Source organism: Ornithobacterium rhinotracheale DSM 15997 (assembly GCF_000265465.1).
Lineage (GTDB): Bacteria > Bacteroidota > Bacteroidia > Flavobacteriales > Weeksellaceae > Ornithobacterium > Ornithobacterium rhinotracheale.
In genome coordinates this window covers 1,114,658-1,140,026 of record NC_018016.1, presented here as the reverse complement: position 1 = coordinate 1,140,026, position 25,369 = coordinate 1,114,658, and the positions used below count along the sequence as shown (strand labels likewise).

The following is a 25,369-nucleotide window of genomic DNA, read 5'->3' as shown; positions in this document are numbered from 1 at the left end:
GATTTTAAAAAGTGCTTTTGCATGCTTAATATCTTTGTTTCAGAAATTTAAAATAAGATATAAAAATGAGAGTAACATTAGCAAAAGCAACCGAGGTGCTGGAAGTTAAGGAAAGTGCAGCGGGTTTGATTTTAAAAGGTAATTCAAGTACCGATTTCGGACAGGTGCAAATTGAGTCTTACCTAGTAGATGAAACCTTTACTAAAAAGGTTTTGGTGCCAAAGATGAGCGTTAAGCTATTTACAGAATTGTTGGGCGTTCATTTTGTTAAATTGCAAACAACAATTGGTAGCGACAAAGTAGCGGTAATTCCTTTTTCTAAATCTGGAAGTTTGCCATTAGGTGACAAAACTTACATTGAGTTCCATGTATCGGGTGGACAAGCACAGAATGTAACTGCAGAAACATTTGAGGCTATTGGAAGTGCAGAGCCTATTTATGTGCAACAAGTGAAGCTTGACCAAAATATATCTGTAAAGGATGTTGATGTATTAGCATTTGATTATTTGGTAGCTGAAAAGACACCAAATGAATTGCAAGTTATCAATGCACAGGGCAAAACAAGGATTTCGCAACTACAACTTGATTATGCAAAAAATGCAAGGATTGATGAGTTATCGAAATTACCTGCATTGGATTTAACAGGCTTATACACCTTAGCAGTGTATAAAAATGTAGGAGAAGAATTTACATTCTATTTGTTAGACGCAAAATAATATTGAAATGATTGGAGCAGTAACAGCGGTAAGTAGTTTAATTGGAAGTGTGGGGGGCGGTAACGCCTCCGGCTCCTCTCTTGGTCAATTTGGAGGAAAGATAGTAGGCGGTGTATTAAGTAAGATAACTGGGGGGTTAGATAGCGTTTTGGCAAACGGCTTTGATTTGCATTGTTGGGGCTCGAGCTGGTCGCCTAGTAGAGCGATGAAAGAAGGAACCACAATCGTTGAATGGATTATTGAACAATCTGGGTTTACTAAGGTAGCCAGTGCTGACAATTTTAATAAGGCGTTACTTTATTTAAAAGTCTGCGCTTCTGGTTTTCCATGGGGAAAGGATTGTACGAGAAAAGGAACTGAAGCATTGGCGGCTATGATAACTGAGGCTTACGGGAGATTGCTTAAGGAGTATCAGACTAAGTTTGCCTATGTTGGTGATAAAGAATATCCAAAAGGAACTGATGTAAACTTAAATTTCCCATTCCGTGACACTTCAAGAGGGGATGCCGTGAGTAAGGAAGTTTTGCGCGTGCCATTCTTTAGAGAAAAAACAGATGCTGAAAGACAAGCAGATAGCCAAGCAGGTTCATCGGATTACAGACCTAGTAAGGATCAAACACTTAAAACAGGAATGCCTACAGAAGGTGCGTATCCTGCGGTAACAGACGGGGAGGTATATGGAAAAGCTACTGGACATGTTGGGCGAAATGACAATAACATTTTGTATTTATTACTAGGAGGGGCATTGATTTATTTATTAACAAAGAAAAAATAACATTTAAAAACAAAATAAAGATGAAAGAATTAATAACAAAAGTTGATAGTTTTTTACTAAAGCCATTAAGTGGTAATGGTGCAGGGACAAGTATTGCGACCTTTTTGGTTTTAGGATTGGGAGCAGTGATTTTATCCGTGTACATGGGCTGGATTAAAATCAAAGGAAAAAGAAGAGGCTGGTAATTATTAACTAAAAAAGTATAGAAATGGCGTATAATAATGGATATAGTAATGGTTGGGGTGGAAATCCCAACCCTAATTTTAACCGAGGTTATGACCGAGGTTATAATAATCAGAGACAACCTAAAAAACATTCTGGGGCTAAAGCTGGACAATCCAAGAATGGAAGGTTTTATGTTACGGCTTGGAATTATTCAAAGCAAAGAGGTATGATAACTGTTAAAGCATTTGAAAACTCTAAGAGTGTGCGTTCAGAGTCTCCAAACACTGGAAATAGATTTATAACTATGATGTTTGAGGCTTTCTATAAAAAGACTGGCGCAAAGGTTTTAGAAATAGCAAGTTTCAATGTGAATACTGGAAAAGTGTATTTGCAAAAGCTGGGAATGGTAATTTCAACTAAAGCACCTAATGGTGGATATTTCGGACAAATTAAAACTAGATAAGTTATGTTTAAACAATTGAAAGGATTATTTAAATCATTGCCGTTGTTATTGAAGTATGTACAATGTGCAAAAATATGTTTGCATCATGCGCACGAGGCAAAAAAAGAGATAGATACACTCTTTGATGATGTGGAGGGTAATGAACCTGAGTATCTTCAGAATGAGGATCCAGATAAGGAGCATTTGTGGTAATTTGATTTGTTGAGATGAGGATGTTAAGTAGTGTTGTAATGGCGGTTATATACATTGGAATGATTATGCTTTCTGATGTCTTAAAGGACCAAATAAAAGAAACATTTAAGTAATGAAGTTTTTGAGTGATTTAACAAATGTATTAAAGCTATTGGGGGTTGCTCTGGTAGCTTTAATCATATGGATGGCATTTAAGGGATTTCAAAAGACTGTGCTTTTGGGCAAAGACGGCATACCTGATAAAATTTCGGAGGCTTTTAGACAAAAGACATCTAAAGAGCAATTTCGTATTTATTTAGATTATTGGGCGGTGCGTGCTAAATGGTTCTTTTTTGGAAGTTATCCAAAGCTAAGTAATGAGCAGGTAAAGCAGTTAAGAAATGAAAACAAGAATTTAGGAAGTTTTGTCGGTAGATTTTTTCAAGAACAACAAAAGTTATTGGAAAAATACGATTTGCAAAAAGAAAATAGATACCAACATTAATGAGAAAAAATAGAGATAAAAAAATGACATATTTACAAGCGTTGGGCTGGCTGGTAGGCGGATGGAGTGCCTATAAATTATATGAAAGTGTGGCTAAGCCAAAGGGAAAAGTTGAGTTTGGGGAATTGGAACTAGTGAGGGTGCATGATAGCTCGGATAAGTTTTATGAGTTGTCTATGTCTGAACTTGAGCAAAATAAATTATTAGGGCTATTGAGAACCAAATTATCACTAGCAGGTATTAAAATTGGGAAATATAAAGACTGGTGCGAATACATGTTTTTGTTGTTGTGCCAGTATGTGAAAGATGGCAAAATGCTAAAGAAACAAGCCATTTATTTATTTGCTAGTGCATTGCATGAGCAGGATAATTTTACATTATTTCGTGAGAGGTATAATAATGTTACTGCAAGTGAGTTGAGAAAGCACAAAGGAAAGGCTTTACAGGATTTGAAAAATTACATTGAGGATTGTAAACAAAAAGGCTTAAATGCTGATTTATGTGTGTATTTTGAGCGTAATTATGGTTCTTCTTCTTGGTCTATTGATATACCTAAAGCAAAAGGTTTAGGAAATGTAAATATAGGTGATGGAGGTAAATACTATGGTCGAGGATATATGCAACTTACTGGGCGTGTATCTTATGAGCGCATAAGTGAATGGTCTGGAATTGATTTTGTGTCTAATCCAGATGCTTTGATTAATTACAAGTATTTAATGGCTAAATATACAGTTCATTTAGCTATGGGCTGGATTAAAGTTAGGCATTTGGGGATTACTGGTGTAATATTGCCACAATTTATAAATGAGAATGTAACAAACTATTATAAGGCTAGAAGAACAATAAACGCAATAGACCCAAAACAGCAGGCTGTAATATTGCCATTAGTTTCAAAAGTTGAAAAAATATTTAATACAATACTATGACACAGCGAGAAAAAAGAAAAATTAAGTTTTGGTTATTCATCTTTTTAGTAATCTTTATTTTGTTTTGGTTTACTGAGAAGAAAAGTATAAAGGAAAAGATAACTACTGGAGATGGTTCTGTAATTCCGCTGGATTTAGAAAAGTTGAAAGCTCCAGCACCAATCTTGCCAAAAGTAGACAAGCCCAAATTTGATAGCGTATTTGCCAAAGGCGGTTCTGCAGTGATAAATGAAAAGGCATTTAATCAAAAGGTGGAAAATATGATGCAGGCTCAAAAGCAAAAGGGAAAAATACCAGTAAAAAGTGATGTGGTTAAAAAACTGCAGGAGCAGGAAGAAGAAACAGCATGCACACATTGTGGTGATTTGAAACCTTTAGATTTACCGCCAAAGAGAGTTGGTGAGTTTGGTCCTGGTGATTTAGATTTGACACCAGTTAGACAAGATGAGGATTTGAGAAAAGTTTTTAGAGATGAGGAACCACAAAAAACACCAATAATTGATAAAGAATGGCAGGATAATGTAAGGAAGTTGGGAGTTGGGTTTGATTATGAAAAATTAAATCTAAGAGATATGGCGGGTTTTGATTCAAAAATTTATTAATAAAAAAAGGGACAAATGACAAATTTTGTAGATAGAACAAAGATTTATTCGATTTTAGGATTTACGGGGGCGGTCTCATTTGATGAGCTAAAACCGCTTCTAGCAAGTTTATTGGCTATTGTGCTTGATTTTGCGTATAGCTTTGCAAAAAAGAAAATTAAAGATTTAAAAGATAAAAAAGATGAGTGATTGTGTGATAGTTATTGATAATAGAAAGTTTAGGAGTGAGCTTTTGTGTCGAGAGGTTTCTACAATTGATTTATCGGATAATTGTTATTATCAAGTAGGTCCATATTTTTATACCGCTAATGCATTTAAGCGTTATTTGATTGACAAGTCTGATTATGTTATTTATAAAAGGTTGATACCATTGGACGGAGAACCTGTGAAAGATTTACCAAATTTTATAGATGGATATGATTCAAATTCAGCGATTTTGTTAAGTTATAATGTTGGAACTTTTTATGATGGTTTTGTTGTAACGAAGAATAAAAACGGATATCACTTTAGAAATAGTACTAGTAAATTTGTTGGGGTCTATCTTGATGTATCGGACGCGTATAGTCATGCAGTTTGCGAATTAGAGCCAGGACAAGAGTATCATTATGCAGGTACTGGACCTTTCCTGTTGTATGACGCAGAAGAGGAGATTAAAGGTGTTGAGTAATGAGCCATAAAAATGATTATTCGTGTATAGTTTTCGGAGCCTTTGGAGTGTTCAAAATGCAATATGTGCACGATTTATACAGGTTCAGCAAGTGGCTTGATAGTTCCAAGTTTAGAGATTGGAAATATTTTAATGTGTATGACCGTAGGACTGGGGAGTATTTAAGACGCTTCTACAATGGAAACTATATACCAAGATTTTTAAATTAATTTGTTTGTTTTGAATAATGAGAGAGACTGCACCTTTGTTGGTGTGGTTTCTTTTTTTTTTATCTTTTTGCTTTGCACTATTTGGCATTTGTTTTGATAATGGTATTAACATATTTAAAAATCACTTAAAATCATGAAAAAAATATTACTATCATTTGGATTATGTTTAGCCGTAACCGCTGGATATGCACAAAGCAAGGAGGCAAAAAAAGAAATAAGAAAGTACTACACTGAAAAACAGATTAAGTACATTGAAAAAGAGTTAAAAGAATATATAAGTAATTGTGATGATATTTTGAATTTATCTAATTCTTTAGATGAGAAACTTTTTAAGAATAAAGGGCATTTGATTGCTTATTTTGATTTTTTTATTAATCCACTTTATGATGATTTTTGTACGAAGGGTGAGGTTTATGGATATGGTTTGAAGATAAGTAGATTAATAAATGGTGAGTGATGGCACGGAGATTTAAACATTTAGATTTGTGTGAAAGGGCTAAAATAGAGGCGTATTTAACGGCTGGTTGGTCTATCTCTAAAATAGCCCGTGAACTGAAAAGGGATAAATCTACGATAAGCCGTGAAGTGAGGAGGAACCGAACGAAGAAAGGAAAGTATAAAGCAAAGACTGCACAGACGCTCTATTCTGAAAAGAAAGAGCGTTTTTTGCGTTATAGACGCTTTACAAAAGACATTGAGAAAAGAGTAAGACAATTTTTGTATAAAAGATATTCGCCCCTGCAGATTGTGGGGTATTGCAAAAAAATGGGGTTTGCTATGGTTTCAGTGGAAAGAATTTACCAATATATAAGGGCTGATAAATTGAAAGGTGGTAAATTATATAAATATTGCAGGCACGCTTTGAAAAAGAGAAAGGCACAGGTTTCTAAAATTGTTGGAAAGATAAAGAACCGCACTAGTATAGAAGAACGCCCGCAGGTTGTGAATGAGCGTAAGGAGTTCGGACACTGGGAGGGTGATTTAGTAGAGGGCAAAAATCATAAGGGTTATTTGCTGACACTTACGGAAAGAGTATCAAGGTTTTTGTTTGTAAAGTATATACCAAATAAAACAGCTGATGTGGTCGCTCGTGCTATTATTGATGTGTTACTTCCTTATAAAAAAGTGGTCAAATCAATAACCGTGGATAATGGTTTAGAGTTTTCAAATCATGAGATAGTGGCAAAGAAATTGCAATCAAAGATTTATTTTACAAATCCATACTCTAGTTGGCAAAAGGGACAAATTGAGCATATGAACAAACTTGTTAGACAATATGTAAAAAAAGGTTCGGCAATTACAAAAAGTACCGCTAATAATCTGAAATCGGTGCAAAAAGAGATAAACGATAGACCGTTTAAAGTGTTAAAGTTTTGCAAGCCTCGTGATGTTTTTTATACATTTGTGGAAAATGTTGCATTTAGTGCTTGAATCTAGCTAATCATCTAAATTTAAGCTCAAAAAAACACCCAAAAATCGGTTTTTAGTTATAATTAAAAAACCGAACCGACCGCTTTTAATCATAAAATCCCATTTGAAAGGTTTTTTCAGGATTAAAAGACAATGCATCGCGAAATCTTTAAACTTGGCTAAATTTCAATCTTTAAACATTAAATTATCGTATATTTGTAGCTTTAAGCAAATTATTGAAATGAAAAACTTTATACAAGAATTGCAATGGCGTGGCATGATCCAAGATATGATGCCCGAGACTGAAGAACATTTAATGGAAGAAATGCGTTCGGCGTATGTGGGAATCGACCCAACGGCTGATTCGCTACACATAGGGCATTTAGTAAGTATCATGATGCTTAAACATTTTCAAGCTTGTGGGCACAAGCCGTATGCACTACTTGGAGGGGCTACGGGAATGATTGGAGACCCATCTGGGAAATCTGCCGAGAGAAACTTGCTTGATGAGGAAACTTTAGCTACAAACATCCGAGGGATTCGTTCGCAATTGGAGCGTTTTCTAGATTTTAATACAAATGAAGCAAATGGTGCCGAGCTTGTAAATAACTACGACTGGATGAAGGATTTTTCTTTCATCGCGTTTGCAAGAGATATCGGGAAACACATCACCGTGAATTATATGATGGCTAAGGATTCGGTGAAGAAAAGATTTGATCCTAATGAGAATACGGAAGGAATGTCTTTTACTGAATTTACTTACCAATTGATCCAAGGCTACGATTTCTTGCACTTGTTCCAAGAAAATAATTGTACGCTACAAATGGGGGGCTCAGACCAATGGGGAAACATCACCACTGGAACGGAGATGATTCGCCGCATAGGGAAAGGAAAAGCCTATGCACTCACTTGCCCGCTTATTACCAAAGCTGATGGGACTAAATTTGGAAAAACCGAAGGTGGAAACATTTGGCTAGATGCTGAACGCACTTCGCCATACAAATTCTACCAATATTGGCTAAACACTTCTGATGAAGATGCGGAGCGATACATCAAAATCTTTACAATGCTCACTGAGCAAGAGGTGAAAAATTTGGTTGCCGCACACAAAGAGGCTCCACACCTAAGACAATTGCAACGCAAATTGGCAGAGGAAGTGACTACAATGGTTCATTCAAAAGAGGAATTGGACAAAGCGGTACAAGCGTCTGAAATTCTTTTTGGAAAAGCTACTTCTGAAAATCTAAGAAAATTGGACGAAAAAACATTTTTGGACATTTTTGATGGAGTGCCACAAGCGGAAATTACCCAAGCTGATTTAAACGAAGATTTATTAGAAATCCTTTCTACCAAGACGGAGTTTATGAAATCTAAAGGAGAGGCTCGCCGTGCACTTCAACAAAACTCCATTGCTGTGAACAAAGATAAAATCGGGGAAGATTACAAATTATCTGAAAACGATTTAATCAGCGGAAAATACATTTTATTACAAAAAGGTAAAAAGAATTATTTCGTAGTCATCGTGAAATAATCTTTTCGCTACAACATATAGAAAAAGGGCAAAATCAAATTTTGCCCTTTTTTATTTACCTTTATTTCACAAAAAAATCGCTCTCAATTTGAGAGCGATTCTTATAACAAATTAAAAATTATATTATGAAAAGATTATTCATCCATAGCAGCAACGCCAGGAAGTTTAATTCCCTCAAGGCTTTCTAGCATAGCTCCACCTCCTGTAGAAACATAGCTCACTTTGTCTTGGTAACCGAATTGCTTAACAGCCGCAACGCTATCACCACCACCTACAAGTGAGAAAGCTCCTTTTTTAGTCGCCTCTTCGATGGCATCACCAATCGCACGAGTACCTTTTGAGAAGTTTTCAAATTCAAAAACACCTACTGGACCATTCCACAAAATAGTTTTTGAATCTTTGATAACATCAGAGAATATTTTCACAGTTTCTGGTCCGATGTCTAAACCTTCCCATCCATCAGGAATCTCACCTCTTTTCACTACTTGAGTAGCCGCTCCGTTATTGAAATCATCTGCCGCCACAGTGTCCACTGGCAAGTAAACCTCTACATTGTTTTCTTTCGCTCTTTTAAGAATATCTAAAGCTAAATCAAGCTTATCATCTTCCACGATAGAGTCTCCTACTTTTCCTCCTTGTGCTTTTGAGAAAGTATAAGACATACCACCTCCGATGATTAAGTTATCTACTTTAGGCAAAATATTGTCGATGATTGTAATTTTTGAAGAAACTTTAGAACCACCTAAAATTGCAGTTACAGGCTTCTCTCCGCTTTTCAATACTTTATCAATTGCCTCTAGCTCTTTTTGCATCAAGAAACCGAAGCATTTGTGATCTTTGTCAAAGAAATGAGCGATCACTGCAGTAGAAGCGTGCTTTCTGTGCGCAGTACCAAATGCATCGTTGATGTAGAAATCTCCCAACTCAGCCAATTGCTGTGCAAAAGTCTCATCTCCTTGCTCTTCTTCTTCTCTGAAACGAACATTCTCTAGCAATAGAACACTTCCAGGTTTCAAGTTTTTAGCTTTTTCTTGTGCATCTTCGCCCACAACATCATCTGCCACTTCCACCATCACACCAATGATATCTGAAATCTTACCAGCGATGTGCTTTAGAGAAAACTCATCTTTTTTCTGTCCTTTCGGGCGACCAAGGTGAGTCATTAAAATTGCAGCCCCTCCATCATCTAAAATTTTTAGAATAGTAGGTTTTGCAGCTTCGATACGCGTAGTATCTGTTACATTTAAATCTTTATCTTGTGGCACGTTAAAATCAACACGCACCAAAACTTTTTTGTCTTTAAAATTAAAGTCGTTAAGTGTTTTCATATTCAAAAAATAATTATCTACAAAGATAATCAATGATTTTTAAAAATTAGAACAAACTCAGGATTTTCTTCGATTAAAAAAATCTCAAAAAAGAGCAAACTACAACCCACTGAAAAACAAAACCATACAAACCAAACTCAAAAAAATTTCAATTTTAAGCAAAATTTTTTGCCTAAAAATTTGGAGAGAAACAAAAAGTGCGTATATTTGCAATCCAATTACGAGCGGTGCCTTAGCTCAGTTGGTAGAGCAAAGGACTGAAAATCCTTGTGTCCCTGGTTCGATTCCTGGAGGCACCACCACTCAGAAGCCTTTTAATCAATGATTAAAAGGCTTTCTTGTTTAAATGTGATTTAAGAATATTTGATGAAACAAAAAAACCGTTGAATTTATATTTTCAACGGTTTTTATAGTTTTTTTAGCCTAACAAAAACTTCATTAGCTCTGGGCTTTCTTTTTGGAGCTTTTCTCGCCACAATTCGGGAGAAAAATGCGAAGATGGATGTTTTATGCAAAACAATTTCGTTTGTAAATTACCGAGCTTTAATTCTGCTTTTTTGAATTTTGCACCATTAATTAAATTTACTTCATCCCACGCAAGTTTGCGTTCAACATTGCATTTTTGAGTCATCTTATCTAATCTTTCCGCTGCTGAATTTCCTAGAAATAAGCAATAATCAGGTTTTAACACCTGAACTAAACGGAAGAAAACCACCCAAGCCTCATCAAAATCCGAATTTGAAGGACGAATATCGAGCGAACTCATCGGGCGTTGCACAAAATTGTAAAAAGCGATTTTGTCCCATAACTTTTGCGGATTTGTCGCCTTGAGCATATTGTTTACATTATTAAATATCGGAGACTTGGTTTTATAATTCCTATTCCCAGCACCTAATTCGTTTGCAATCATTCTCGTGTAAATCACTTTTTCGTGATTATTGTTTTCACTTTCATCTAGATAATGACTTTCTCCCACCAAAAGCACTTTTGGTTTGCTTACATTATATTTTTCGCCCACAAAAGGCAACCATCTTAAGCCTTCAATATTTTTGAATGCATTATCGTAGCTTGTGTCCATTTTAATTTCGCTCATAATAAATATCTTTCGTTAAGAAATACTTTTAAAATTTGGATTTTGGTTTAATTCCTTCAAAATATTTTCTTCAAAATTTTTGGGATCAATGGCACGCGTCCCCTTTAAATGCAAATTAACTTTAAAACCTTCTCTCAAAGCATCTTGCACAGAATAAAACACACAATAATCTGCCGCCAAGCCCACGACATCTATCTCCTTAACGCCTTTAGCCTTCAAAAAACCTGAAAGCTGTGTGGCATATTTTTTATCATTGTCGAAAAAAGCTGAATAGCTGTCCACTTCGGGATTCATTCCTTTTCTGAAAACGACTTCAATCGGCTTGGCATTTAAATCTGGATGAAACTCCGCCCCCTCTGTTGCTTGCACGCAATGCGTAGGCCACAAAACTTGCTGAATGCCATTTAAATCAATGACATCAAACGGATTTTTCCCGTCATGCTCTGCTGCAAAACTTTTATGGTTTGCAGGGTGCCAATCTTGCGTTGCCACCACCAAATCATAAGATTCTATAATTTGGTTGATGTAAGGCACCACCTCATCGCCCTTAGCCACAGGCAAGGCTCCGTATGGCATAAAGTCGTTTTGAACATCTACGATTAAAAGTGTTTTCATGATCTGAATATTTATCGCATGAGATTAAAAATGTCGTTTCCAAAGATAAAGACCATTAAACTAATCAAAATAATGGCTCCAATCATCTGCATTATTCCCATGAATTTATCGCTTGGCTTGTGCCCTGTAATCATTTCATAAATAGTAAACAAAGCGTGCCCACCATCTAGCCCTGGAATAGGCAAAATATTCATAAACGCCAATACTGCAGAAAGCATGGCTGTAAAATTCCAGAAATAATCCCAATCCCAAGTTGCAGGCAATGCTTTTGCCATACCGATCGGTCCAGAAACATATTTTGTAGCTTCGCCTTTTAGCTCCCACAACAAGGCAAATGATTGAATTTGATTGGTGATTAAAGAAAAGGTTTTATCTACGCCTTGCTCCAAAGATTGAATAAAGGTATAATCCTCGTGCGAAGTGAATTTTTCAAGATTAAAGGCAGGCGCCACACCAATCAATCCCTCTGAATTTACAGGGATTTCAAGATCTTTCAACTCGCCATTTCTTTCCACTTCTAGATTAATTTTCTTATTAGCATTGGCTTTTACTTCTCTTGCAAACGCGGTAAACGATTCGATGGGCTGACCATTGATTTGCTTCAACACATCACCTTTTTCCAAACCTGCCTTAAAGGCGGTGCCTCCTGCCAAAACACTATCCACCACGATTGGCTCTGCAGGCAAGAAATAAGTTTTTTGCAACGCGAGCATATTAGCTCTGTCTTGTAAAGTAATCGGTAATTTCACGATTTTGCCATCTCGTTTCACCTCAAGGGTTCCGCCCTCCATCAAGGCTTTGGTTAAAATCTGATGAAGATTATCGTATTCAATGCCATTTACCCCCACAGGAATGTCGCCTGTCTTTAGCCCTAAACGAGCTTGTGCACTATCCACAACTACGCCCTGCGACATTTTATCGACATTGATATAAGTATTCCCGTTTTTGTAGCTCATCACGGCAAAAATCACGATTGCTAATACCAAATTGACAAAAATCCCTGCCAGCATGATGATCAATCGTTGCCAAGCGGGTTTAGAACGAAACTCCCAAGGCTTTGGCTCGCTTTTCATTTGTTCGGTGTCCATACTTTCGTCGATCATGCCCGCAATTTTCACATAGCCGCCTAATGGCAACCATCCGATCCCGTAAACGGTGTCTCCGATTTTCTTTTTAAACAAAGCGAATTTCACATCAAAAAACAAGAAAAATCTTTCGACTCTAGTTTTAAATAATTTAGCGGCGGCAAAGTGTCCTCCTTCGTGTAAAACGATAAGCAATGATAATATCAATAAAAACTGTGCGGCTTTGATTAATGCTGCTTCCATATCTTTTTGTACTCTATTTTATGTTTTAAAATTGAATGAATTGCAAAAATAACTTTTAAATTTTTAATTTAGACCTTTTTCTAAAAAAGTTAGCGCAGAAAATTAAGCATATTTGATACCAAAATAAAAAAACGCCTAAAAAGGCGTTTTTTAAATATTTTTTCAATTATATCATCATTGTCGTTTCCATAAATATTTTCTTAGAAACGGAACTAAAACAAAAGGAACTACAAGCCACAAAGGGCTCACTTCGTGCAACATTCCTTTGTTGTATAAAAATGTGATTCCGATTCCCGCTAAAAATGCAATTAAAACATATAGTAATTTCATAGATTTTGATTTAACCACACAAATATAACAAAATAAATTTAAGGACAAAACCATCCTAAATAAACAATCTATGTTTCTAAAAAATTTCTCGTACTTTTGTCTTTAACCTAAGAATTTTAATAGCGTGCAACAAGCGAGCGAATCTTTATTAAAAGTTGAAAATCTAAGCATTTCATTTGGCGACAAAAAAGTGGTAAATAATCTTTCTTTCACTCTTTCGGCGGGCGAAATCTTGGGTATCGTGGGCGAATCTGGTAGCGGAAAATCGCTTACTTCGCTTGCCATTATGCATCTTTTGCCCAAGTATGCACGCACCGAGGGAAAAATTCTTTTTACCACAGAAAGAGAAACTTACGACCTTTTGGCTAAAAATCATACTTCGCTGAAAGGCAAAAACATGGGCATGATTTTTCAAGAACCGATGACCTCGCTCAACCCGAGTTTGCGTTGCGGCGACCAAGTGATGGAAAATTTATTGCTCCACCAAAAAATCAGCAAAAAAGACGCTAAACAAAAGGTGCTTTCTTTGTTTGAAGAAGTAGAACTGCCCTCTCCTGAACGAATTTTTAAGGCATATCCGCACGAGCTCTCGGGCGGACAAAAACAAAGGGTGATGATTGCGCTTGCGTTGATTTGCGAACCCCAACTTCTGATTGCCGACGAGCCCACAACGGCACTAGATGTTACGGTGCAAAAAGCGATTTTGCAGCTTTTAAAAAAATTGCAGAAAAATTACAAAATGGGCATTATTTTCATTTCGCACGATTTGGGCGTGATTTCGCAGATTTGCGATTCTGTGATGGTGATGTATCGTGGCGATTTGGTAGAAAAAGGTTCGGCACAGTCGATATTTTTAAATCCGAAAGAGAATTATACTAAAGGGCTTATTGAATGCCGACCAAAACTGGACGAAAAAATTGTAAAACTGCCTACAATTGAAGATTTTACCGAAAACAAGGATTTTGTTTTCAAAACCGAAACGCCCGAAGAACGCGTCCAGAAATACGAAAAAATTTATGCTCAAAAGCCTTTGATTGAAATTAAGTCTTTGCAAAAATATTTTACGGCACACACAGGGCTTTTCAAAAAGGAGGAAATCAAAGCGGTGCAAGATATTTCGTTTGAAATTTACCCTGGCGAAACGCTCGGGCTTGTGGGAGAATCGGGCAGCGGAAAAACGACGCTTAGTCGCACGCTCCTCATGCTCGAAAAACCGACTGCAGGCAGCGTTTGGTATCAAGGGAAAGATATCACCAAACTGAGCACAAGGGAATTGCGAAAACTTAGAAAAGAGATTCAAATTATTTTTCAAGATCCTTACTCAAGCTTAAATCCCATGCAAACGGTGGGCGAAATTATTACTACACCAATGCAAATTCACGGCATCAGAAATTCTGCCGCTGAAAGAAGAAATCAAGCTGCCAATTTGCTTGAAATTGTGGGCTTGCACGCCAGTGATTTAAACAAATATCCGCACGAATTTTCGGGCGGACAGCGTCAGCGAATTGGGATTGCCAGAGCAGTTGCCCTGAAACCGAAACTTATCATTTGCGATGAGAGTGTTTCTGCACTTGATGTTTCGGTGCAGGCGCAAGTTTTGAATTTATTAAATGACTTAAAATCGGATTTTGGGCTTACTTATTTATTTATTTCGCACGATTTATCGGTAGTGAAATACATGAGCGATCGCCTGATTGTACTCCAACACGGAAAAATGCAAGAATATGGCTTTGCCGAAGATATTTATCAAAATCCCAAAACGCAATATACTCGGGATTTGATTGCTGCAATTCCGAGGGTTTAGGTTATCGGCAAACGCTACAAGTCCCTTTGTTTTTTGAGCAGTTTTTGCAATAATTGCAATTGGTGCAGGCTTTGCATTTTCCATTTGGGTTGCATCTTCCGCCCATGGCATACTCGTATGCTCCGTAAACTCCCGCACAAAGGAGTATGCCTAAAATTATGATTAAAATGTTTTTTTTCATTTTTTGAAGGGTTTTAATTGTAAAATAAAATTGCTAGTTTCTTAGTTCAATCTTTGAGAAAAAGATGCGAATTGAATTAAAAAATTCCCGTACATCAGCTTTAATCCTAATGTTTTCTCATCAAAAAGTTGAAAAGTGAAAACATCACCATCACCATCAAGAGCTTTAATTATTTGATAATGATGTCCATCGGAGGTTGTTCCCTCTTCAACGCCACTAAGCTTTCTGTAAATTACTGTCTCTCCGTTAGCCTGAAGATGCGCTATATCACCTCTATCGTTAATATTTATTACAAATGTATTGTCTCCCAACTCCCACTTACTCCAATCGCCAACTCTCTCATCGTAAAATGAAACATAGTTGTAATCAACTCTGAATTTGTTCTGTGAATAAAGCGTATTAAACGCTAGAAAAAATAAAACAAAAAATAGCCTTATCTTCATTTTCATATCATTAATTATTGTTTGTTAACAAGTTTCATATACTCCGCAACCATTATATCGTAGCGTTTTTTCAGATTTTCGTATTCTTTTTTCATTTCCATATGTTTTTTGTAGAATTTTTTGAAATCATCTTCATCCACATAAGGAGCAACATAAACCTCCTCCCCATCTATGTCTTCTGTATCATAAACCCGAACATGCACTCCATCGTAGTAATCATTTTCAACTATTTTGAGCTTTTGCATCCCTTCATTTGGAGATGGGGAGAAATATGTTTTTTCCTCATAATCTTTTCCGCAAGAGATAACCCCTAGCAAAAATGCTAAAGTCACGATTTTTCTTTGCATTTTATTTTAAACTTTTACGCAATTCTTCGCTTCTAATTCTTAACATATTGTAGTCGAATTGCAATTCTCTAAAATTGTCTTTTTCTTTTTCCCTCGTTACCTTTAGTTCATCAAATTGAATTTGAAGACTATCATATTTTTTCTTCCATTGAAAATTTACTTCTTTACATTCGGCTAATTTTGCCTCCTGTTTTTCATATGATTTCAACAAGTCTTGATATTCATTTTCTGAATGAAAAAAATTACAACTTGACAGTAAATTAAATCCTATAAATATTATGATTAATTGAACTCTGCTCATTGTTTTTGATTTTATTGATTAAAAGATTCTTCGGAAATATTTGAAGAATTAAATGAATTATACATGTTAGTGGAAATAACATCTAGTTGAAGATTATAACTTGGAACGCTATATCCTGTTGCGGTGTACTGAATATTATAATCCAGAATATCATCTCCTTTTTCATACAATGGATTGGTTAAAAATTTACCTACACATCTACCATCTTCAACTTTTGAGATCCAATTTTTCCCATAAGCAATTTTCAAATAGTATTTACCTTCAGGAATATTGTTTATTGAATAAGTTGTCCCACTATTAATGTACACATATCTTATGCATTTATCATTTTTTAAACTCATTAATTTCACAACTACATCTGTTCCACTTCCCACCGTAATTTCTAGGGAATTGTCAATTTTAGATCTTTTTGATTTAAAGTTGTAACAAGATGGCATAACCCCATTGCTCAAAGCCTCTTCATTCCAGCCTTGACTTTTCAGCTCTTCTAATTCTGATTCTAGAGATTGTTGATTTTCGCTCTTATTTTCTTCCTGCTCTCGGAAAGAAACAATCGGGTCAACATCTGCAACGCTACTACTAAATGTATTGTCTAAATCTCCATTTGAGATAGTGTTATTTTTTTTACACGAAAAAAATAACGCAATCATTAAAAATATTGTTGAAATTCTTTTAATCATATTTAAAACTCTTTACCTACATACACTACAAGTTCCACCATTTTTTGAGCAATTCTTGCAATATTTACAATTTTTACAAGCACTACATGTACCATTGGGATTACATGAGCCCCCGATTGCATACTCATAAGCATTATATGCTCCGACAAAAAGGAAAATTCCTAAAATTATTAAAATCAAACTTCTTTTCATTTTACAAGATTTTATCAAGTACCTTATTTAAATTAATAGCAAAGTTAAGGTTTGCTCCAGAATCATCACGACCAGCTGTTGTTACTCCTATTACCTCACCATATTGATTAATCAGAGCCCCTCCACTACTGCCATGGTCTATTGGGACACTAATTTGTATTAAATTTTCTCCTCTAAATTGAGATATTTCACCCGAAGATAGTGTGTTACGCAGCCCTAGTGGACTACTAATTGCGTAAACTTTGTCCCCTACATTTATTTCATTACTCGTCATGGGAAGAAAATTAAACTCTTTATACGCATCATCGATAACGAAAATGACTAAATCATCTTTTTTATCTTCATAAACGATTCTTTCTATTCCATACACTTCGTTATTAGACAAGATAACTTTGGATTTTGCCAAATTATCTTTATTTAGTACATGCTGATTACTTACACCTATACCTTTTTCTGATATGAAGAAACCTGAACCTTGTGATATCTGATCCATATTTTGAGAAACAATCATAAATACTGCTGAGTTATATCTGTCAAAAATTTCTTTTCCACTGAGCATTCTAATATCAGGCGTAAAATCTTTTATTTCCTTGATACTAATTTTATCATCATTGGATGAATTTTCATTCTCAATTTTTGGTGTTTGTTCGTTTTTTTTTAAAGATTTCGGTTTATGCCTTTTGTTTTCACAAGAAGCAAATACCAATATGACAAACGAACAAATGAAAAATACGAACAATTTTTTCATCTAAATTATTTAACAATTCCAGGTTTGGGTAATATATGTATTAAAAATCTTTGATTTTTAGGCTCATCTTTTTCCCTCATAAATCCTGTTCCACTATATGTCCCATCTCCACTTCCCGATATTAAAACCTCACATTTTTCCCCAAAATCTAATCCAGTTTTTTCCCAATAATCTTTAAGAGCTAAGGCTCTCTTATAACTTAACTCATAATTGTACTTATAATCATCTCTTGACGCCTGCCCTTCAATGATTAACAAGTACTGAACTTCTGGATGAGCCTCTGATATTTTTTCTATAAAATCTTTTATAGAAATCCCTGCTTTTTTCAAGCCAGCTAAGGTTAATGAATCAATATCATTTTTCAGTTCAGAACTACCTTTTTTAAAGTTTACATTTATTTTCAAGATATGTTTTTTGTATGTGGGACTATACCAAAAATAAGTAGAATCAATATTTTTTGTAGCTTGCTCAATTTCAGTAATTTTATCTAGCTGCTCTTGTTTTGCTTTTATATTGCTATTTAACAATGTAATCGAAAGTATAAAAAGCACTAGCATAATGAAAAACAATGATGTCATCAAATCTGAATAGCTAGCCCAAAAAAATGATTCTTTTTTTTTCTTCATATATGTTACATTTTAAAGATATTTTTAAACCATTCTTTGAACTTGTTTGTCTTTTTTTCTCTTTGCACCTCAATACCCTTATCACCATTAATTGATTCTAGCGGGCTTTCCTTTTTGCGACTTTTTTTCTTTACTTCATCTACTACTTCTACTCTAATCTTCTCTATAGATTTTATTGAATTTGTGAGGTTCACCAATTCCTGCTTTTGCTCTTTTGATTGTTTTATAAATTCAACCAAAACTTCTTTTATATCAGCAATACCTTTGATTTCTTTTACTATAGTTTCAAAATCATGCGAACTTTTCGTTATTAAAGCTACCTCTCTTTCTCTAACTTTATCTAAACTATCTAAAAAAACTTTGTGTGTCTCAATTAGGGTAGATAAATAAGTGTTCATTTGATTATCGGCAAAATCTTTAAGGTTATAAACCGATTTTTCCAATTCATGGGACACTTCAACAACAGCCTTTGTTACTCCGGAATTCCAATTATTAAAGTTTGATCTTTCTTTTTTGAAATAATCAGCTAGTTCTTCAATAAGTTTTGTTCTATTTTCGTTTTCGTCTAATTTATCATTTAGGGATCGAACATTACTTAAATATTCATTAACTGAAAACATATAATTAGAAAATCTTTCCAAATCATCTGTACAGCTTTCCAGTTTATCAAAAACCATTACATTGGTCATTGCCAACTTCTTTATATTTAACGAATTAATAGCTTCCAACACTTCCACATTACTTTCATATGTAACATTTACTGTTGATAAGATATCTCTTAACTCATCCGTGTTTTGTGAAAAGGTTTTATTGAACTTCAATAAATTATCTGTCATTTTATCTAGGACCTGCGAAAGGCCTGATGATAAATTTGGTAAGAGTTCTGCTTGAATCCAACTTAAAAAATTATTTCTATTATCTTCAACCTTTACTTTAGTTTTTTTCAAAATACTGGCACCTAAGGTTGTCAAAAGCACACCGAAAAAGCTTGCAATCATTGCTAAGGCTACACCAGACAGTAGTGATTCTACTCCAGAGGCTGCTTCAGAACTATCTCCACCACTCAACAAGCTTGATAGGCCTCTTGAGGAGATTAATTCATAAATACCTAATAAAACTCCAATCATTGTTCCCATTAGTCCTAAATATAACGGCATTGGAACTTGAGTTTCTATTTCATCTTCAATTGAATCGCATTTTCTGTCAACAATGTCTTTTATTAAATAAAAATCGTTTGCTCTTCCTACATTTTTTGAAAGATATTGATTAATTTGGTCTAAAATGCTTTTTGTCGTTTCACTTTTAGCATCAGTCATTCTAATCCCTATCACCTCATCGTTCTCTTGCTCATAGTCAATTTTTCTATAAATAAACAAGTCTCTATACTTGCTTATTTTTCGCCACAACGAGATGAAGTAATTGAGTTGTATTAAAAGAATCACAATCACACAGATCGTTATTAAAAAATTATGTGTCATCCTATTTTAAATCAATTTTTGCTTTTTCGATTATTTTCCATCTTCCATTACCTACACTTTCTACCTTTCCATACTTAGTGGTTTTAATTTCTTTCACATGCGAACAATTGTAATTTTCTCTCTCGCCTACGCCATCGATAATTGCATCTGGATTATTATTTAATTTATCTATATTGGGAATAAAGAATTCAAAATAGCCTATATTTCCATCTTTCTTAATAATCTTATAGTAAATTTCGTTACTGCTTTCTAGTGAAGGGAACTCTGTCAAAAACTCACCTTTCCGTCTTCCTAAATAGATTTTTTCTACAGACTCATTTTCTTTTGTATGAGAGGTGTCTTCATCATTTTTTTGCTCCGAAAAAATAGCTGTAGCTTCTTCTTGTGCAGTAGCTTTTTCTTCTAAAATTTTCACACTCTCTTCTAGTTGTTTCACCCTACCTTCTAGTTCTTCAATCTTTAGATTTGTACTTTCAAGCCTTTTTTTTGCTTCTTTAAGTTTATCTTCAAAACTCGATTGTAAATCTTGAAGCCCTCTTGCATCTCTATTATCAATTGATTTTGAATTATTGGCTAAAGAGTTATCATGGTTTTGCGATTCTAATGAATCATCATCTTTTTCAAGACTATTATCTCTTTTTTTAAGGAAATAAAGAATATATAAATACGAAACCCCTGCAAAAAGCAAGAATACAAAAAAATACAAAAACAAATCTTTTTCACTTTTTATCATTTGCTTTACTTTTGATGCATCCGAAACATTTTTACTTTTTCTTATACTTGAACTCGCCCCTGTTCTTTGTTGCGTGCCTAATTGCTCTTGAAGTGTCGAGGTAATAGCCTTATTGTTTTCTGCCCCTCTACTACAAGATGAAGCGAGAAATAAACAAAACATTATATACTTTAGATAGTTTTTCACTCTCATGACTGTTGGTTAAGGTTTTGATATATTTTATTGGATAACTCATAGAACATTGCTGAGAGAGGATAAAAGAAAAGTGTTTCTTCTAAAATTTCATCTTCGTTCATGCCCTCTGTATTTTGACGGAGTTTGTTAGAAATATAATTCTTTATGTTTTCCCTAGACTCGTCTCTGAAAAGATCTACAGTTCTTCTATCGGCTCCAAAGTTATCTTCAAAAGAGAATGAACTATTCAAATCCCATATGAATTCTAAAAAATTGATGACTTGATCTTCAACTGATTTTAAATATTCATCGGACTTTAAATCAGCCAATTTAAATCCTGATGATATTTGGCCCATAGTTGACGCATCAAGCATAACTCTAAGATCTCGCACATTCTCATTCTCTTTATTGCTCATAAGACCTCCTAGGCATGTAGCCTCCTTTGGATTTTTATTGAAGATTAATTGAATATTTGAATCACTATCTCCATAAATTTCATTGAAAATTTTATTGGTAAATTTTTCTAGAGTTTGAATATCTGGCGTGATACACTTTAATACCTTAGAACCATTTCCACTAAAACCAATGTTATTCGGCTTTTCAATATCTGAGGCTTTCATAAGACTCGCTAAATGATAAATATGAGCAGCATAGAAAATTATAAATATAATTTTAAAATTACTATCCTCGGCAAGTAATCTATTAAAATCAAATATTCGAGACAATTCTTTATCTACTATTGCTTTGTTACTTGATAATGAAAACAGAAAAGAAGCAAGATCTGCAGAATCGCCTGACTCTACAAAAGTATTCAATACATTTCCAAGCTCACCAAAATTATTACTCGATAAGAGATCTTTATATTTATCCTTAAAATTTTTCAAGATTCCACTTTGGATCAATCCCGCTCTTCTTACAACTACATTTCCAAAAATAGAATTAGATGCAAATCTTACGGAAGATATTTTTCTCACCCCATTTGGATCGGCAATCACAATATCAGATGTTTCCCCTCCTATATCTATGTTTACAAATGTTGAAAAGTTTAACAAATCTTCTTTGAAATAATAATATGGCGAAATAGATTCGTTCATGCTAGAAACATTTCCTGTATCCCCTAAGAAATACTCTTCATAGGATTCTTTCCAAAGTTCAGACATAAGCGCCTTTTGAACTTGACTCATGCTTATTGGATAAAACCATTTTATCTTTGTTCTTTCTAAAACGCCATTATCTCTTAAGACTTTATTTCTTAAAATAAACATCAAGTTATCAATAAACGCTTTCAGTCTTGCTTTTCCGACTTCATCGATACCCCACTTTAGATTGGTATAAGTTTTATTATATCCATTCTCTGTTTTTTTCTGGAACAAAAATGGGATATTGTACAAACCAAGAGGCCAAACGGTAGCATTCCAATCTGTTGATTGAGCCTCAGACAATGCTGTTCTTATTGGAAAGACTTTATCTTCAATGGTTTGAGGCAACAAATCTTTATCAAATATATCTCTAACTTCATCAGTAGGGTTAGATAGATAAGAAATTAGTGTATTTTCTTCTCTAATGTTAAGAGGGAAGGAAACCCCATTGTCTATTCTATATTGAACATGTGTATTTGTTGTACCTAAATCAATAGCAAATTCAAATTCTTTAGTCGGGACGGCTGTTTCTCTAAATTTAGGAACAACTACAAAATTCACATCGTTTCTTTCATTGCTTAGTGTAATAAAATCAAAATTTCTTTTAAATGAAAACACACCTGTTTTTTTAGCTCCACTAACAGTTTCATTTCTTAATGCTGTTTTTATAGAATCTTCTGGCAAGCATTCTCCGCCCTTATAAAGCCCCAATTTAAAATCATTAAATCTTTCAAAATCAGCATTAAAAACAACTCTATAATTTGCAGACGACTCTTCTTTAAATGAAAAATTTGGTAAAACGGCTAAATCAAATTCAAGATTTACAATCCTACCATCTCTTTCTTGAAATCCTTCTAAAACATTTCCTCTAAAATACGTTTTTTGATACTCAATGAAATTTTTTCTTACTGGTATTCTAAGGGTTACAGAAACAGCATTTCCTTGTAACTCTTGTTTTATTTCAAACATTTTTTTACCATTCTCAACCTCCCCCATCAAATCCTTTGGAGTGAAATATTTAAAAAATTCTTTTTTAATTGGTAATAAATAACCAACATGCTCATTATTTCCATGATAATGCCCATCAAAAAAACTAGTTTTATTTATTTTTGATGGAATTTCAACAATCTTAGACTCTAAAAAATCTCCAATAGTAAGATATGGATACCTAGTCCCTTCAAATGGCAAAACTCTGTTATCCAAAGACCTACCATCCAACAAAGGAGCGCAATTATCTGCCACCCAAGTATCGTTTACATATTTATAAGGCTTTGTAAATTTCTCAATAGGCAAGACCAATGGCTTAAGCCCATTGTTATCAATCGTTGAACTTATAGCAAAATCACTTTCATCTGAAATTTTAGATAAATCTTGTGTTCTTTTCCTTAGTATAAAATCTTCTGTATCTAGAATCTGTACACTATTACCTGGACCTATTTGCACTTCATTTAATGCTAAAAAGTCCTCTCTTCTCATATTTTGTATCGCATCTCTATCTGAATCAGATAACAGCTCAAAACTTTTTTCTAAATAATCAGAAACCTCAGTAAATAGATTGGTAAACTCTGGAATATACCTCTTCATCATATACCAAAATTTTTGGTACTCTATATCTCTTGAATATAGTGGTGCATATTTTTCATCGAAAGGTTTATCTTTCCCAAAGTGTATCTTTTCACCTACTGCCTGTAAATTATTGGCGCTTGTAAAAAAAAGTGTAGCTGGAGATGTCGCCCCAATAATATTTATTTCGCGCACTCCTTTTGTATAATTTAGGAAATACAACTTTTTTAACCTATCAAAATTTAAAACTCTAGCATCTTGCTCCAAAAAGACTCGATAACTTTCAGCAAGTTGTTTGTGTCCAACTACATTAGAGTTTAATAATTGTCTTAAATCTCTTTCCTTGTCCCACTCAACAATCTCTATGAAGTCACTATACTTATCAATCTCAAAAAATATTTGTCCAACGTCAAAAGCGTCTGACACCATTTTATGGTATATCGTATCTCCCTCAAGGTTACCAGAAGAAACTACAGATTTAAATGCAGTCTTCATTAAATCGATTCTTGCAAAAGGTGATGGAATAGAAGTTATTTCCCTGCTGGCTTTAGCTCCATCTGGATCAATAATTTTAGAAATTGTCTGAGCTCCATACTTTGTTGAGTTCCCCCATCCTGTTATAGTGTTTACACCATCATCGTGTAGCCTAAATACGTAAGACATAGTTATTTAACATTAAATTTTTTATTAATTAAAGAATCTGTAGCTCGATAGAACAATTCAAAAAATTTTGATTCTTGATTTAACAACTTAGAAACATTTTGGACTTCGGTATTAAGAGAATCATCAAACAAAGTATAATTGTCTTTCCCTAAACCAAAAAAACCTAATTTCTTAGGATCTACACCACTCATTATATGAAAAAGCCCTTTTTTCTCATCTTCATCGCTAAAAGGTGAAAAACCTCGTCTATTTGTAGACATTTCCCTTAACCATTCAAGATAATTCATGTTAAAATCATTAAGAGTTGATTGGAAAAAATTAGAAGTGATAAAATCTCTGCCCAAACCACTATCTTTACTCCAAGTTTGTTTTTCAGCACTATCCGAAATCTGATTTTTTATGTATTTTACAAAAAGTTGATATTGCAACATTTTTCGCTGAACCATCGAATTAACCTCTTCACTTAAATTATTGAAGATTAAGTTTTCAACCTGATCATTTACGCCAAACTCTTTGTAAGTTATCTCTTGGGGCACTCCATTAATTACAACTAAATTATCTCTAGACATGAATGAGAAATCAATAATAGATAAGGCTGATGCTAACTCAACAAAATGAGCTGCATTTTTTTGTTGAGTTCCTCCCTCTGAGTTATCGTATTCTTTTGTCAAATTATCAGAAATGTAATAAACAACATTTACTTCGTTCAAATTTCTATCATAGTAGCTTAACGCTGCTTTTGTTTTTGAGATAAATGAAGAGGAATCAATTTCACTGCTTTCATCTTTAGAAACTCTAAAATACGGCAAAACACTTAAGGCTCCAATTACAGCATTCTTAATCAAATTATGATTAGGGATTGTATCAGGCAGATTTCTTAAATTCTTAACCAACAGAGGGAAGCCACTGGCTCCAGTACCACCAAAAATTGAACTCACAACAAAAATTGAATCACCATCTTCAAAACTGGATGCAAAATTCATAAACTCATCAGACTGCAAAAACTGATTCAATACAACACTTCCTATATTAGGGTTACCTTTAAACCCAACATTCATATTCGAATTCAGATTTTTATCAGAAAACAACATTGATGTCAATGCATAATTCGATTTAAGTTCATCGTTTTGCATATGAGAATATCCTATGTAGTCCCTAAAGGACCTATCTCTTGTTTCAGTCAATGTTAAGCTCACATTATCTATATTTACCAATGTTTTAAAAAATCTATTTTTATTCGCATCAGTCAGTGTTGTGGAAATTGCCTCCCTAATTTTCTTATATCTTTTCATTTGATCGATTGTTCTTGTTAGATCCGCACAAGAAAAATCCGGATCAATAATGATAGGCACTACTTCGTTAGCACCTAATTTCACTCCTACCGCGAGTAACATGGTCAAAGATTTCAACACTCTCGCTCCAGTTCCACCTATTCCAAAAACATATAACTTACTCATAATTAG

Annotated in this window: 32 protein-coding genes and 1 tRNA gene; 16 read left to right on the top strand and 17 right to left on the bottom strand. The window is 34.4% G+C overall.

Annotated features, from left to right (window positions below):
• Window positions 1-65 precede the first annotated feature (65 nt).
• The 14 genes from ORNRH_RS05290 (at window position 66) to tyrS (ending at window position 8,140) form a co-directional block, all read left to right on the top strand.
• The gene (locus ORNRH_RS05290; RefSeq protein ID WP_014790221.1) at window positions 66-716 is read left to right on the top strand and encodes a hypothetical protein; all 651 of its coding nucleotides are present in this window, start codon (window positions 66-68) and stop codon (window positions 714-716) included.
• Window positions 717-723: 7 nt separating this feature from the next.
• Window positions 724-1,491 (top strand): hypothetical protein, encoded by a 768-nt coding sequence (locus ORNRH_RS05285; protein WP_014790222.1) that lies wholly within the window; start codon window positions 724-726, stop codon window positions 1,489-1,491.
• A 20-nt stretch (window positions 1,492-1,511) separates the two neighbouring features.
• On the top strand, window positions 1,512-1,676 hold the full coding sequence (locus ORNRH_RS12310) for a hypothetical protein (RefSeq protein WP_014790223.1): 165 nt from the start codon (window positions 1,512-1,514) through the stop codon (window positions 1,674-1,676).
• A 23-nt stretch (window positions 1,677-1,699) separates the two neighbouring features.
• Window positions 1,700-2,119, top strand: a complete 420-nt coding sequence (locus ORNRH_RS05280) for a hypothetical protein (protein WP_014790224.1) — start codon at window positions 1,700-1,702, stop codon at window positions 2,117-2,119.
• 3 nt (window positions 2,120-2,122) lie between these two features.
• Window positions 2,123-2,311, top strand: a complete 189-nt coding sequence (locus ORNRH_RS05275) for a hypothetical protein (RefSeq protein WP_014790831.1) — start codon at window positions 2,123-2,125, stop codon at window positions 2,309-2,311.
• A gap of 112 nt (window positions 2,312-2,423) precedes the next feature.
• On the top strand, window positions 2,424-2,795 hold the full coding sequence (locus ORNRH_RS05270) for a hypothetical protein (protein WP_014790870.1): 372 nt from the start codon (window positions 2,424-2,426) through the stop codon (window positions 2,793-2,795).
• Window positions 2,796-2,818: 23 nt separating this feature from the next.
• The gene (locus ORNRH_RS11580) at window positions 2,819-3,721 is read left to right on the top strand and encodes a hypothetical protein (protein ID WP_155814499.1); all 903 of its coding nucleotides are present in this window, start codon (window positions 2,819-2,821) and stop codon (window positions 3,719-3,721) included.
• On the top strand, window positions 3,718-4,323 hold the full coding sequence (locus tag ORNRH_RS12500; RefSeq protein WP_014790834.1) for a hypothetical protein: 606 nt from the start codon (window positions 3,718-3,720) through the stop codon (window positions 4,321-4,323). Before ORNRH_RS11580 ends, ORNRH_RS12500 begins: the two co-directional genes overlap by 4 nt.
• Before the next feature lie 15 nt (window positions 4,324-4,338).
• Window positions 4,339-4,512, top strand: coding sequence for a hypothetical protein (locus tag ORNRH_RS12305; RefSeq protein WP_014790229.1), 174 nt, complete (start codon window positions 4,339-4,341; stop codon window positions 4,510-4,512).
• Window positions 4,505-4,990: a hypothetical protein gene (locus ORNRH_RS05255; RefSeq protein WP_014790265.1), complete on the top strand. Its 486-nt coding sequence runs from the start codon at window positions 4,505-4,507 to the stop codon at window positions 4,988-4,990. Before ORNRH_RS12305 ends, ORNRH_RS05255 begins: the two co-directional genes overlap by 8 nt.
• Window positions 4,990-5,199 (top strand): hypothetical protein, encoded by a 210-nt coding sequence (locus ORNRH_RS11920; protein ID WP_014790266.1) that lies wholly within the window; start codon window positions 4,990-4,992, stop codon window positions 5,197-5,199. Before ORNRH_RS05255 ends, ORNRH_RS11920 begins: the two co-directional genes overlap by 1 nt.
• Window positions 5,200-5,332: 133 nt before the next feature.
• Entirely contained in the window at window positions 5,333-5,656 is a 324-nt protein-coding gene (locus tag ORNRH_RS05250; protein WP_014790268.1) for a hypothetical protein, read from the top strand.
• Window positions 5,656-6,630 (top strand): IS30 family transposase, encoded by a 975-nt coding sequence (locus tag ORNRH_RS05245; protein ID WP_014790869.1) that lies wholly within the window; start codon window positions 5,656-5,658, stop codon window positions 6,628-6,630. Before ORNRH_RS05250 ends, ORNRH_RS05245 begins: the two co-directional genes overlap by 1 nt.
• Before the next feature lie 220 nt (window positions 6,631-6,850).
• Window positions 6,851-8,140 carry a tyrosine--tRNA ligase gene (gene tyrS, locus ORNRH_RS05240; RefSeq protein ID WP_014790868.1) on the top strand — a complete coding sequence of 430 codons (1,290 nt, stop codon included), beginning with the start codon at window positions 6,851-6,853 and terminating at the stop codon, window positions 8,138-8,140.
• Between the two features lie 134 nt (window positions 8,141-8,274).
• Here tyrS and ORNRH_RS05235 read toward each other — a convergent pair whose 3' ends face one another.
• A complete protein-coding gene (locus ORNRH_RS05235; RefSeq protein WP_014790867.1) occupies window positions 8,275-9,468 on the bottom strand; it encodes a phosphoglycerate kinase in 1,194 nt (397 codons plus the stop codon).
• 226 nt (window positions 9,469-9,694) lie between these two features.
• Here ORNRH_RS05235 and ORNRH_RS05230 point away from each other — a divergent pair.
• A tRNA-Phe gene (locus ORNRH_RS05230) sits at window positions 9,695-9,770 on the top strand.
• A 116-nt stretch (window positions 9,771-9,886) separates the two neighbouring features.
• Here ORNRH_RS05230 and ORNRH_RS05225 read toward each other — a convergent pair.
• From ORNRH_RS05225 to ORNRH_RS12125, 4 genes are all read right to left on the bottom strand, one after another.
• Window positions 9,887-10,561, bottom strand: a complete 675-nt coding sequence (locus ORNRH_RS05225) for a hypothetical protein (RefSeq protein WP_014790866.1) — start codon at window positions 10,559-10,561, stop codon at window positions 9,887-9,889.
• A gap of 15 nt (window positions 10,562-10,576) precedes the next feature.
• The gene (gene pncA, locus ORNRH_RS05220; RefSeq protein WP_014790865.1) at window positions 10,577-11,176 is read right to left on the bottom strand and encodes a bifunctional nicotinamidase/pyrazinamidase; all 600 of its coding nucleotides are present in this window, start codon (window positions 11,174-11,176) and stop codon (window positions 10,577-10,579) included.
• Window positions 11,177-11,187: 11 nt separating this feature from the next.
• Window positions 11,188-12,504, bottom strand: coding sequence for an RIP metalloprotease RseP (gene rseP, locus ORNRH_RS05215; RefSeq protein WP_014790864.1), 1,317 nt, complete (start codon window positions 12,502-12,504; stop codon window positions 11,188-11,190).
• A gap of 174 nt (window positions 12,505-12,678) precedes the next feature.
• A complete protein-coding gene (locus ORNRH_RS12125; protein ID WP_014790863.1) occupies window positions 12,679-12,834 on the bottom strand; it encodes a hypothetical protein in 156 nt (51 codons plus the stop codon).
• A gap of 124 nt (window positions 12,835-12,958) precedes the next feature.
• Between ORNRH_RS12125 and ORNRH_RS05210 the strand changes: the two genes are divergently transcribed.
• Window positions 12,959-14,638 carry an ABC transporter ATP-binding protein gene (locus ORNRH_RS05210; protein ID WP_014790862.1) on the top strand — a complete coding sequence of 560 codons (1,680 nt, stop codon included), beginning with the start codon at window positions 12,959-12,961 and terminating at the stop codon, window positions 14,636-14,638.
• Window position 14,639: 1 nt separating this feature from the next.
• On the opposite strand, the gene ORNRH_RS05205 is transcribed toward ORNRH_RS05210, so the two are convergent.
• The 12 genes from ORNRH_RS05205 to ORNRH_RS05155 all read right to left on the bottom strand — a co-directional run bounded on the left by ORNRH_RS05205 (window position 14,640) and on the right by ORNRH_RS05155 (window position 25,363).
• On the bottom strand, window positions 14,640-14,819 hold the full coding sequence (locus ORNRH_RS05205; protein ID WP_014790861.1) for a hypothetical protein: 180 nt from the start codon (window positions 14,817-14,819) through the stop codon (window positions 14,640-14,642).
• A gap of 41 nt (window positions 14,820-14,860) precedes the next feature.
• Window positions 14,861-15,268, bottom strand: a complete 408-nt coding sequence (locus ORNRH_RS05200; protein WP_014790860.1) for a hypothetical protein — start codon at window positions 15,266-15,268, stop codon at window positions 14,861-14,863.
• 8 nt (window positions 15,269-15,276) lie between these two features.
• Window positions 15,277-15,609, bottom strand: a complete 333-nt coding sequence (locus tag ORNRH_RS05195; protein WP_014790859.1) for a hypothetical protein — start codon at window positions 15,607-15,609, stop codon at window positions 15,277-15,279.
• A gap of 1 nt (window position 15,610) precedes the next feature.
• Window positions 15,611-15,910, bottom strand: a complete 300-nt coding sequence (locus ORNRH_RS05190) for a hypothetical protein (RefSeq protein ID WP_014790858.1) — start codon at window positions 15,908-15,910, stop codon at window positions 15,611-15,613.
• 11 nt (window positions 15,911-15,921) lie between these two features.
• Window positions 15,922-16,560, bottom strand: a complete 639-nt coding sequence (locus ORNRH_RS11575) for a hypothetical protein (protein WP_155814500.1) — start codon at window positions 16,558-16,560, stop codon at window positions 15,922-15,924.
• 32 nt (window positions 16,561-16,592) lie between these two features.
• Window positions 16,593-16,718, bottom strand: coding sequence for a hypothetical protein (locus ORNRH_RS12495; protein ID WP_258204768.1), 126 nt, complete (start codon window positions 16,716-16,718; stop codon window positions 16,593-16,595).
• Between the two features lie 65 nt (window positions 16,719-16,783).
• Window positions 16,784-17,530 (bottom strand): S1C family serine protease, encoded by a 747-nt coding sequence (locus ORNRH_RS05180; protein WP_014790855.1) that lies wholly within the window; start codon window positions 17,528-17,530, stop codon window positions 16,784-16,786.
• A 5-nt stretch (window positions 17,531-17,535) separates the two neighbouring features.
• Window positions 17,536-18,156: an OmpA family protein gene (locus ORNRH_RS05175; protein WP_014790854.1), complete on the bottom strand. Its 621-nt coding sequence runs from the start codon at window positions 18,154-18,156 to the stop codon at window positions 17,536-17,538.
• Between the two features lie 5 nt (window positions 18,157-18,161).
• Entirely contained in the window at window positions 18,162-19,634 is a 1,473-nt protein-coding gene (locus tag ORNRH_RS11570) for a hypothetical protein (RefSeq protein ID WP_052040735.1), read from the bottom strand.
• A gap of 1 nt (window position 19,635) precedes the next feature.
• Window positions 19,636-20,559 carry a hypothetical protein gene (locus tag ORNRH_RS05165; RefSeq protein WP_014790852.1) on the bottom strand — a complete coding sequence of 308 codons (924 nt, stop codon included), beginning with the start codon at window positions 20,557-20,559 and terminating at the stop codon, window positions 19,636-19,638.
• Window positions 20,556-23,906, bottom strand: coding sequence for a hypothetical protein (locus ORNRH_RS05160; RefSeq protein WP_014790851.1), 3,351 nt, complete (start codon window positions 23,904-23,906; stop codon window positions 20,556-20,558). Before ORNRH_RS05160 ends, ORNRH_RS05165 begins: the two co-directional genes overlap by 4 nt.
• Window positions 23,907-23,908: 2 nt before the next feature.
• Complete coding sequence (locus ORNRH_RS05155) at window positions 23,909-25,363, bottom strand: hypothetical protein (protein ID WP_014790850.1); 1,455 nt, start codon at window positions 25,361-25,363, stop codon at window positions 23,909-23,911.
• Window positions 25,364-25,369: the final 6 nt, after the last annotated feature.

Bases quoted from the DNA above. Each gene is read 5' to 3' on its own strand.
- ORNRH_RS12305 (WP_014790229.1), top strand. From the start codon at position 4,339: ATGACAAATTTTGTAGATAGAACAAAGATTTATTCGATTTTAGGATTT.
- ORNRH_RS05255 (WP_014790265.1), top strand. From the start codon at position 4,505: ATGAGTGATTGTGTGATAGTTATTGATAATAGAAAGTTTAGGAGTGAG.
- ORNRH_RS12125 (WP_014790863.1), bottom strand. From the start codon at position 12,834: ATGAAATTACTATATGTTTTAATTGCATTTTTAGCGGGAATCGGAATC.
- rseP (WP_014790864.1), bottom strand. From the start codon at position 12,504: ATGGAAGCAGCATTAATCAAAGCCGCACAGTTTTTATTGATATTATCA.
- ORNRH_RS11570 (WP_052040735.1), bottom strand. From the start codon at position 19,634: ATGACACATAATTTTTTAATAACGATCTGTGTGATTGTGATTCTTTTA.
- ORNRH_RS11920 (WP_014790266.1), top strand. From the start codon at position 4,990: ATGAGCCATAAAAATGATTATTCGTGTATAGTTTTCGGAGCCTTTGGA.
- ORNRH_RS05290 (WP_014790221.1), top strand. From the start codon at position 66: ATGAGAGTAACATTAGCAAAAGCAACCGAGGTGCTGGAAGTTAAGGAA.
- ORNRH_RS12500 (WP_014790834.1), top strand. From the start codon at position 3,718: ATGACACAGCGAGAAAAAAGAAAAATTAAGTTTTGGTTATTCATCTTT.
- ORNRH_RS05205 (WP_014790861.1), bottom strand. From the start codon at position 14,819: ATGAAAAAAAACATTTTAATCATAATTTTAGGCATACTCCTTTGTGCG.
- ORNRH_RS05285 (WP_014790222.1), top strand. From the start codon at position 724: ATGATTGGAGCAGTAACAGCGGTAAGTAGTTTAATTGGAAGTGTGGGG.
- ORNRH_RS05225 (WP_014790866.1), bottom strand. From the start codon at position 10,561: ATGAGCGAAATTAAAATGGACACAAGCTACGATAATGCATTCAAAAAT.
- ORNRH_RS05200 (WP_014790860.1), bottom strand. From the start codon at position 15,268: ATGAAAATGAAGATAAGGCTATTTTTTGTTTTATTTTTTCTAGCGTTT.
- ORNRH_RS05235 (WP_014790867.1), bottom strand. From the start codon at position 9,468: ATGAAAACACTTAACGACTTTAATTTTAAAGACAAAAAAGTTTTGGTG.
- ORNRH_RS05270 (WP_014790870.1), top strand. From the start codon at position 2,424: ATGAAGTTTTTGAGTGATTTAACAAATGTATTAAAGCTATTGGGGGTT.
- ORNRH_RS05165 (WP_014790852.1), bottom strand. From the start codon at position 20,559: ATGAGAGTGAAAAACTATCTAAAGTATATAATGTTTTGTTTATTTCTC.
- ORNRH_RS05160 (WP_014790851.1), bottom strand. From the start codon at position 23,906: ATGTCTTACGTATTTAGGCTACACGATGATGGTGTAAACACTATAACA.
- ORNRH_RS05155 (WP_014790850.1), bottom strand. From the start codon at position 25,363: ATGAGTAAGTTATATGTTTTTGGAATAGGTGGAACTGGAGCGAGAGTG.
- ORNRH_RS05275 (WP_014790831.1), top strand. From the start codon at position 2,123: ATGTTTAAACAATTGAAAGGATTATTTAAATCATTGCCGTTGTTATTG.
- ORNRH_RS05250 (WP_014790268.1), top strand. From the start codon at position 5,333: ATGAAAAAAATATTACTATCATTTGGATTATGTTTAGCCGTAACCGCT.
- ORNRH_RS05175 (WP_014790854.1), bottom strand. From the start codon at position 18,156: ATGAAGAAAAAAAAAGAATCATTTTTTTGGGCTAGCTATTCAGATTTG.
- tyrS (WP_014790868.1), top strand. From the start codon at position 6,851: ATGAAAAACTTTATACAAGAATTGCAATGGCGTGGCATGATCCAAGAT.
- ORNRH_RS05190 (WP_014790858.1), bottom strand. From the start codon at position 15,910: ATGAGCAGAGTTCAATTAATCATAATATTTATAGGATTTAATTTACTG.
- pncA (WP_014790865.1), bottom strand. From the start codon at position 11,176: ATGAAAACACTTTTAATCGTAGATGTTCAAAACGACTTTATGCCATAC.
- ORNRH_RS11575 (WP_155814500.1), bottom strand. From the start codon at position 16,560: ATGATTGCGTTATTTTTTTCGTGTAAAAAAAATAACACTATCTCAAAT.
- ORNRH_RS05245 (WP_014790869.1), top strand. From the start codon at position 5,656: ATGGCACGGAGATTTAAACATTTAGATTTGTGTGAAAGGGCTAAAATA.
- ORNRH_RS12495 (WP_258204768.1), bottom strand. From the start codon at position 16,718: ATGAGTATGCAATCGGGGGCTCATGTAATCCCAATGGTACATGTAGTG.
- ORNRH_RS05195 (WP_014790859.1), bottom strand. From the start codon at position 15,609: ATGCAAAGAAAAATCGTGACTTTAGCATTTTTGCTAGGGGTTATCTCT.
- ORNRH_RS12310 (WP_014790223.1), top strand. From the start codon at position 1,512: ATGAAAGAATTAATAACAAAAGTTGATAGTTTTTTACTAAAGCCATTA.
- ORNRH_RS05180 (WP_014790855.1), bottom strand. From the start codon at position 17,530: ATGAAAAAATTGTTCGTATTTTTCATTTGTTCGTTTGTCATATTGGTA.
- ORNRH_RS05280 (WP_014790224.1), top strand. From the start codon at position 1,700: ATGGCGTATAATAATGGATATAGTAATGGTTGGGGTGGAAATCCCAAC.
- ORNRH_RS11580 (WP_155814499.1), top strand. From the start codon at position 2,819: ATGACATATTTACAAGCGTTGGGCTGGCTGGTAGGCGGATGGAGTGCC.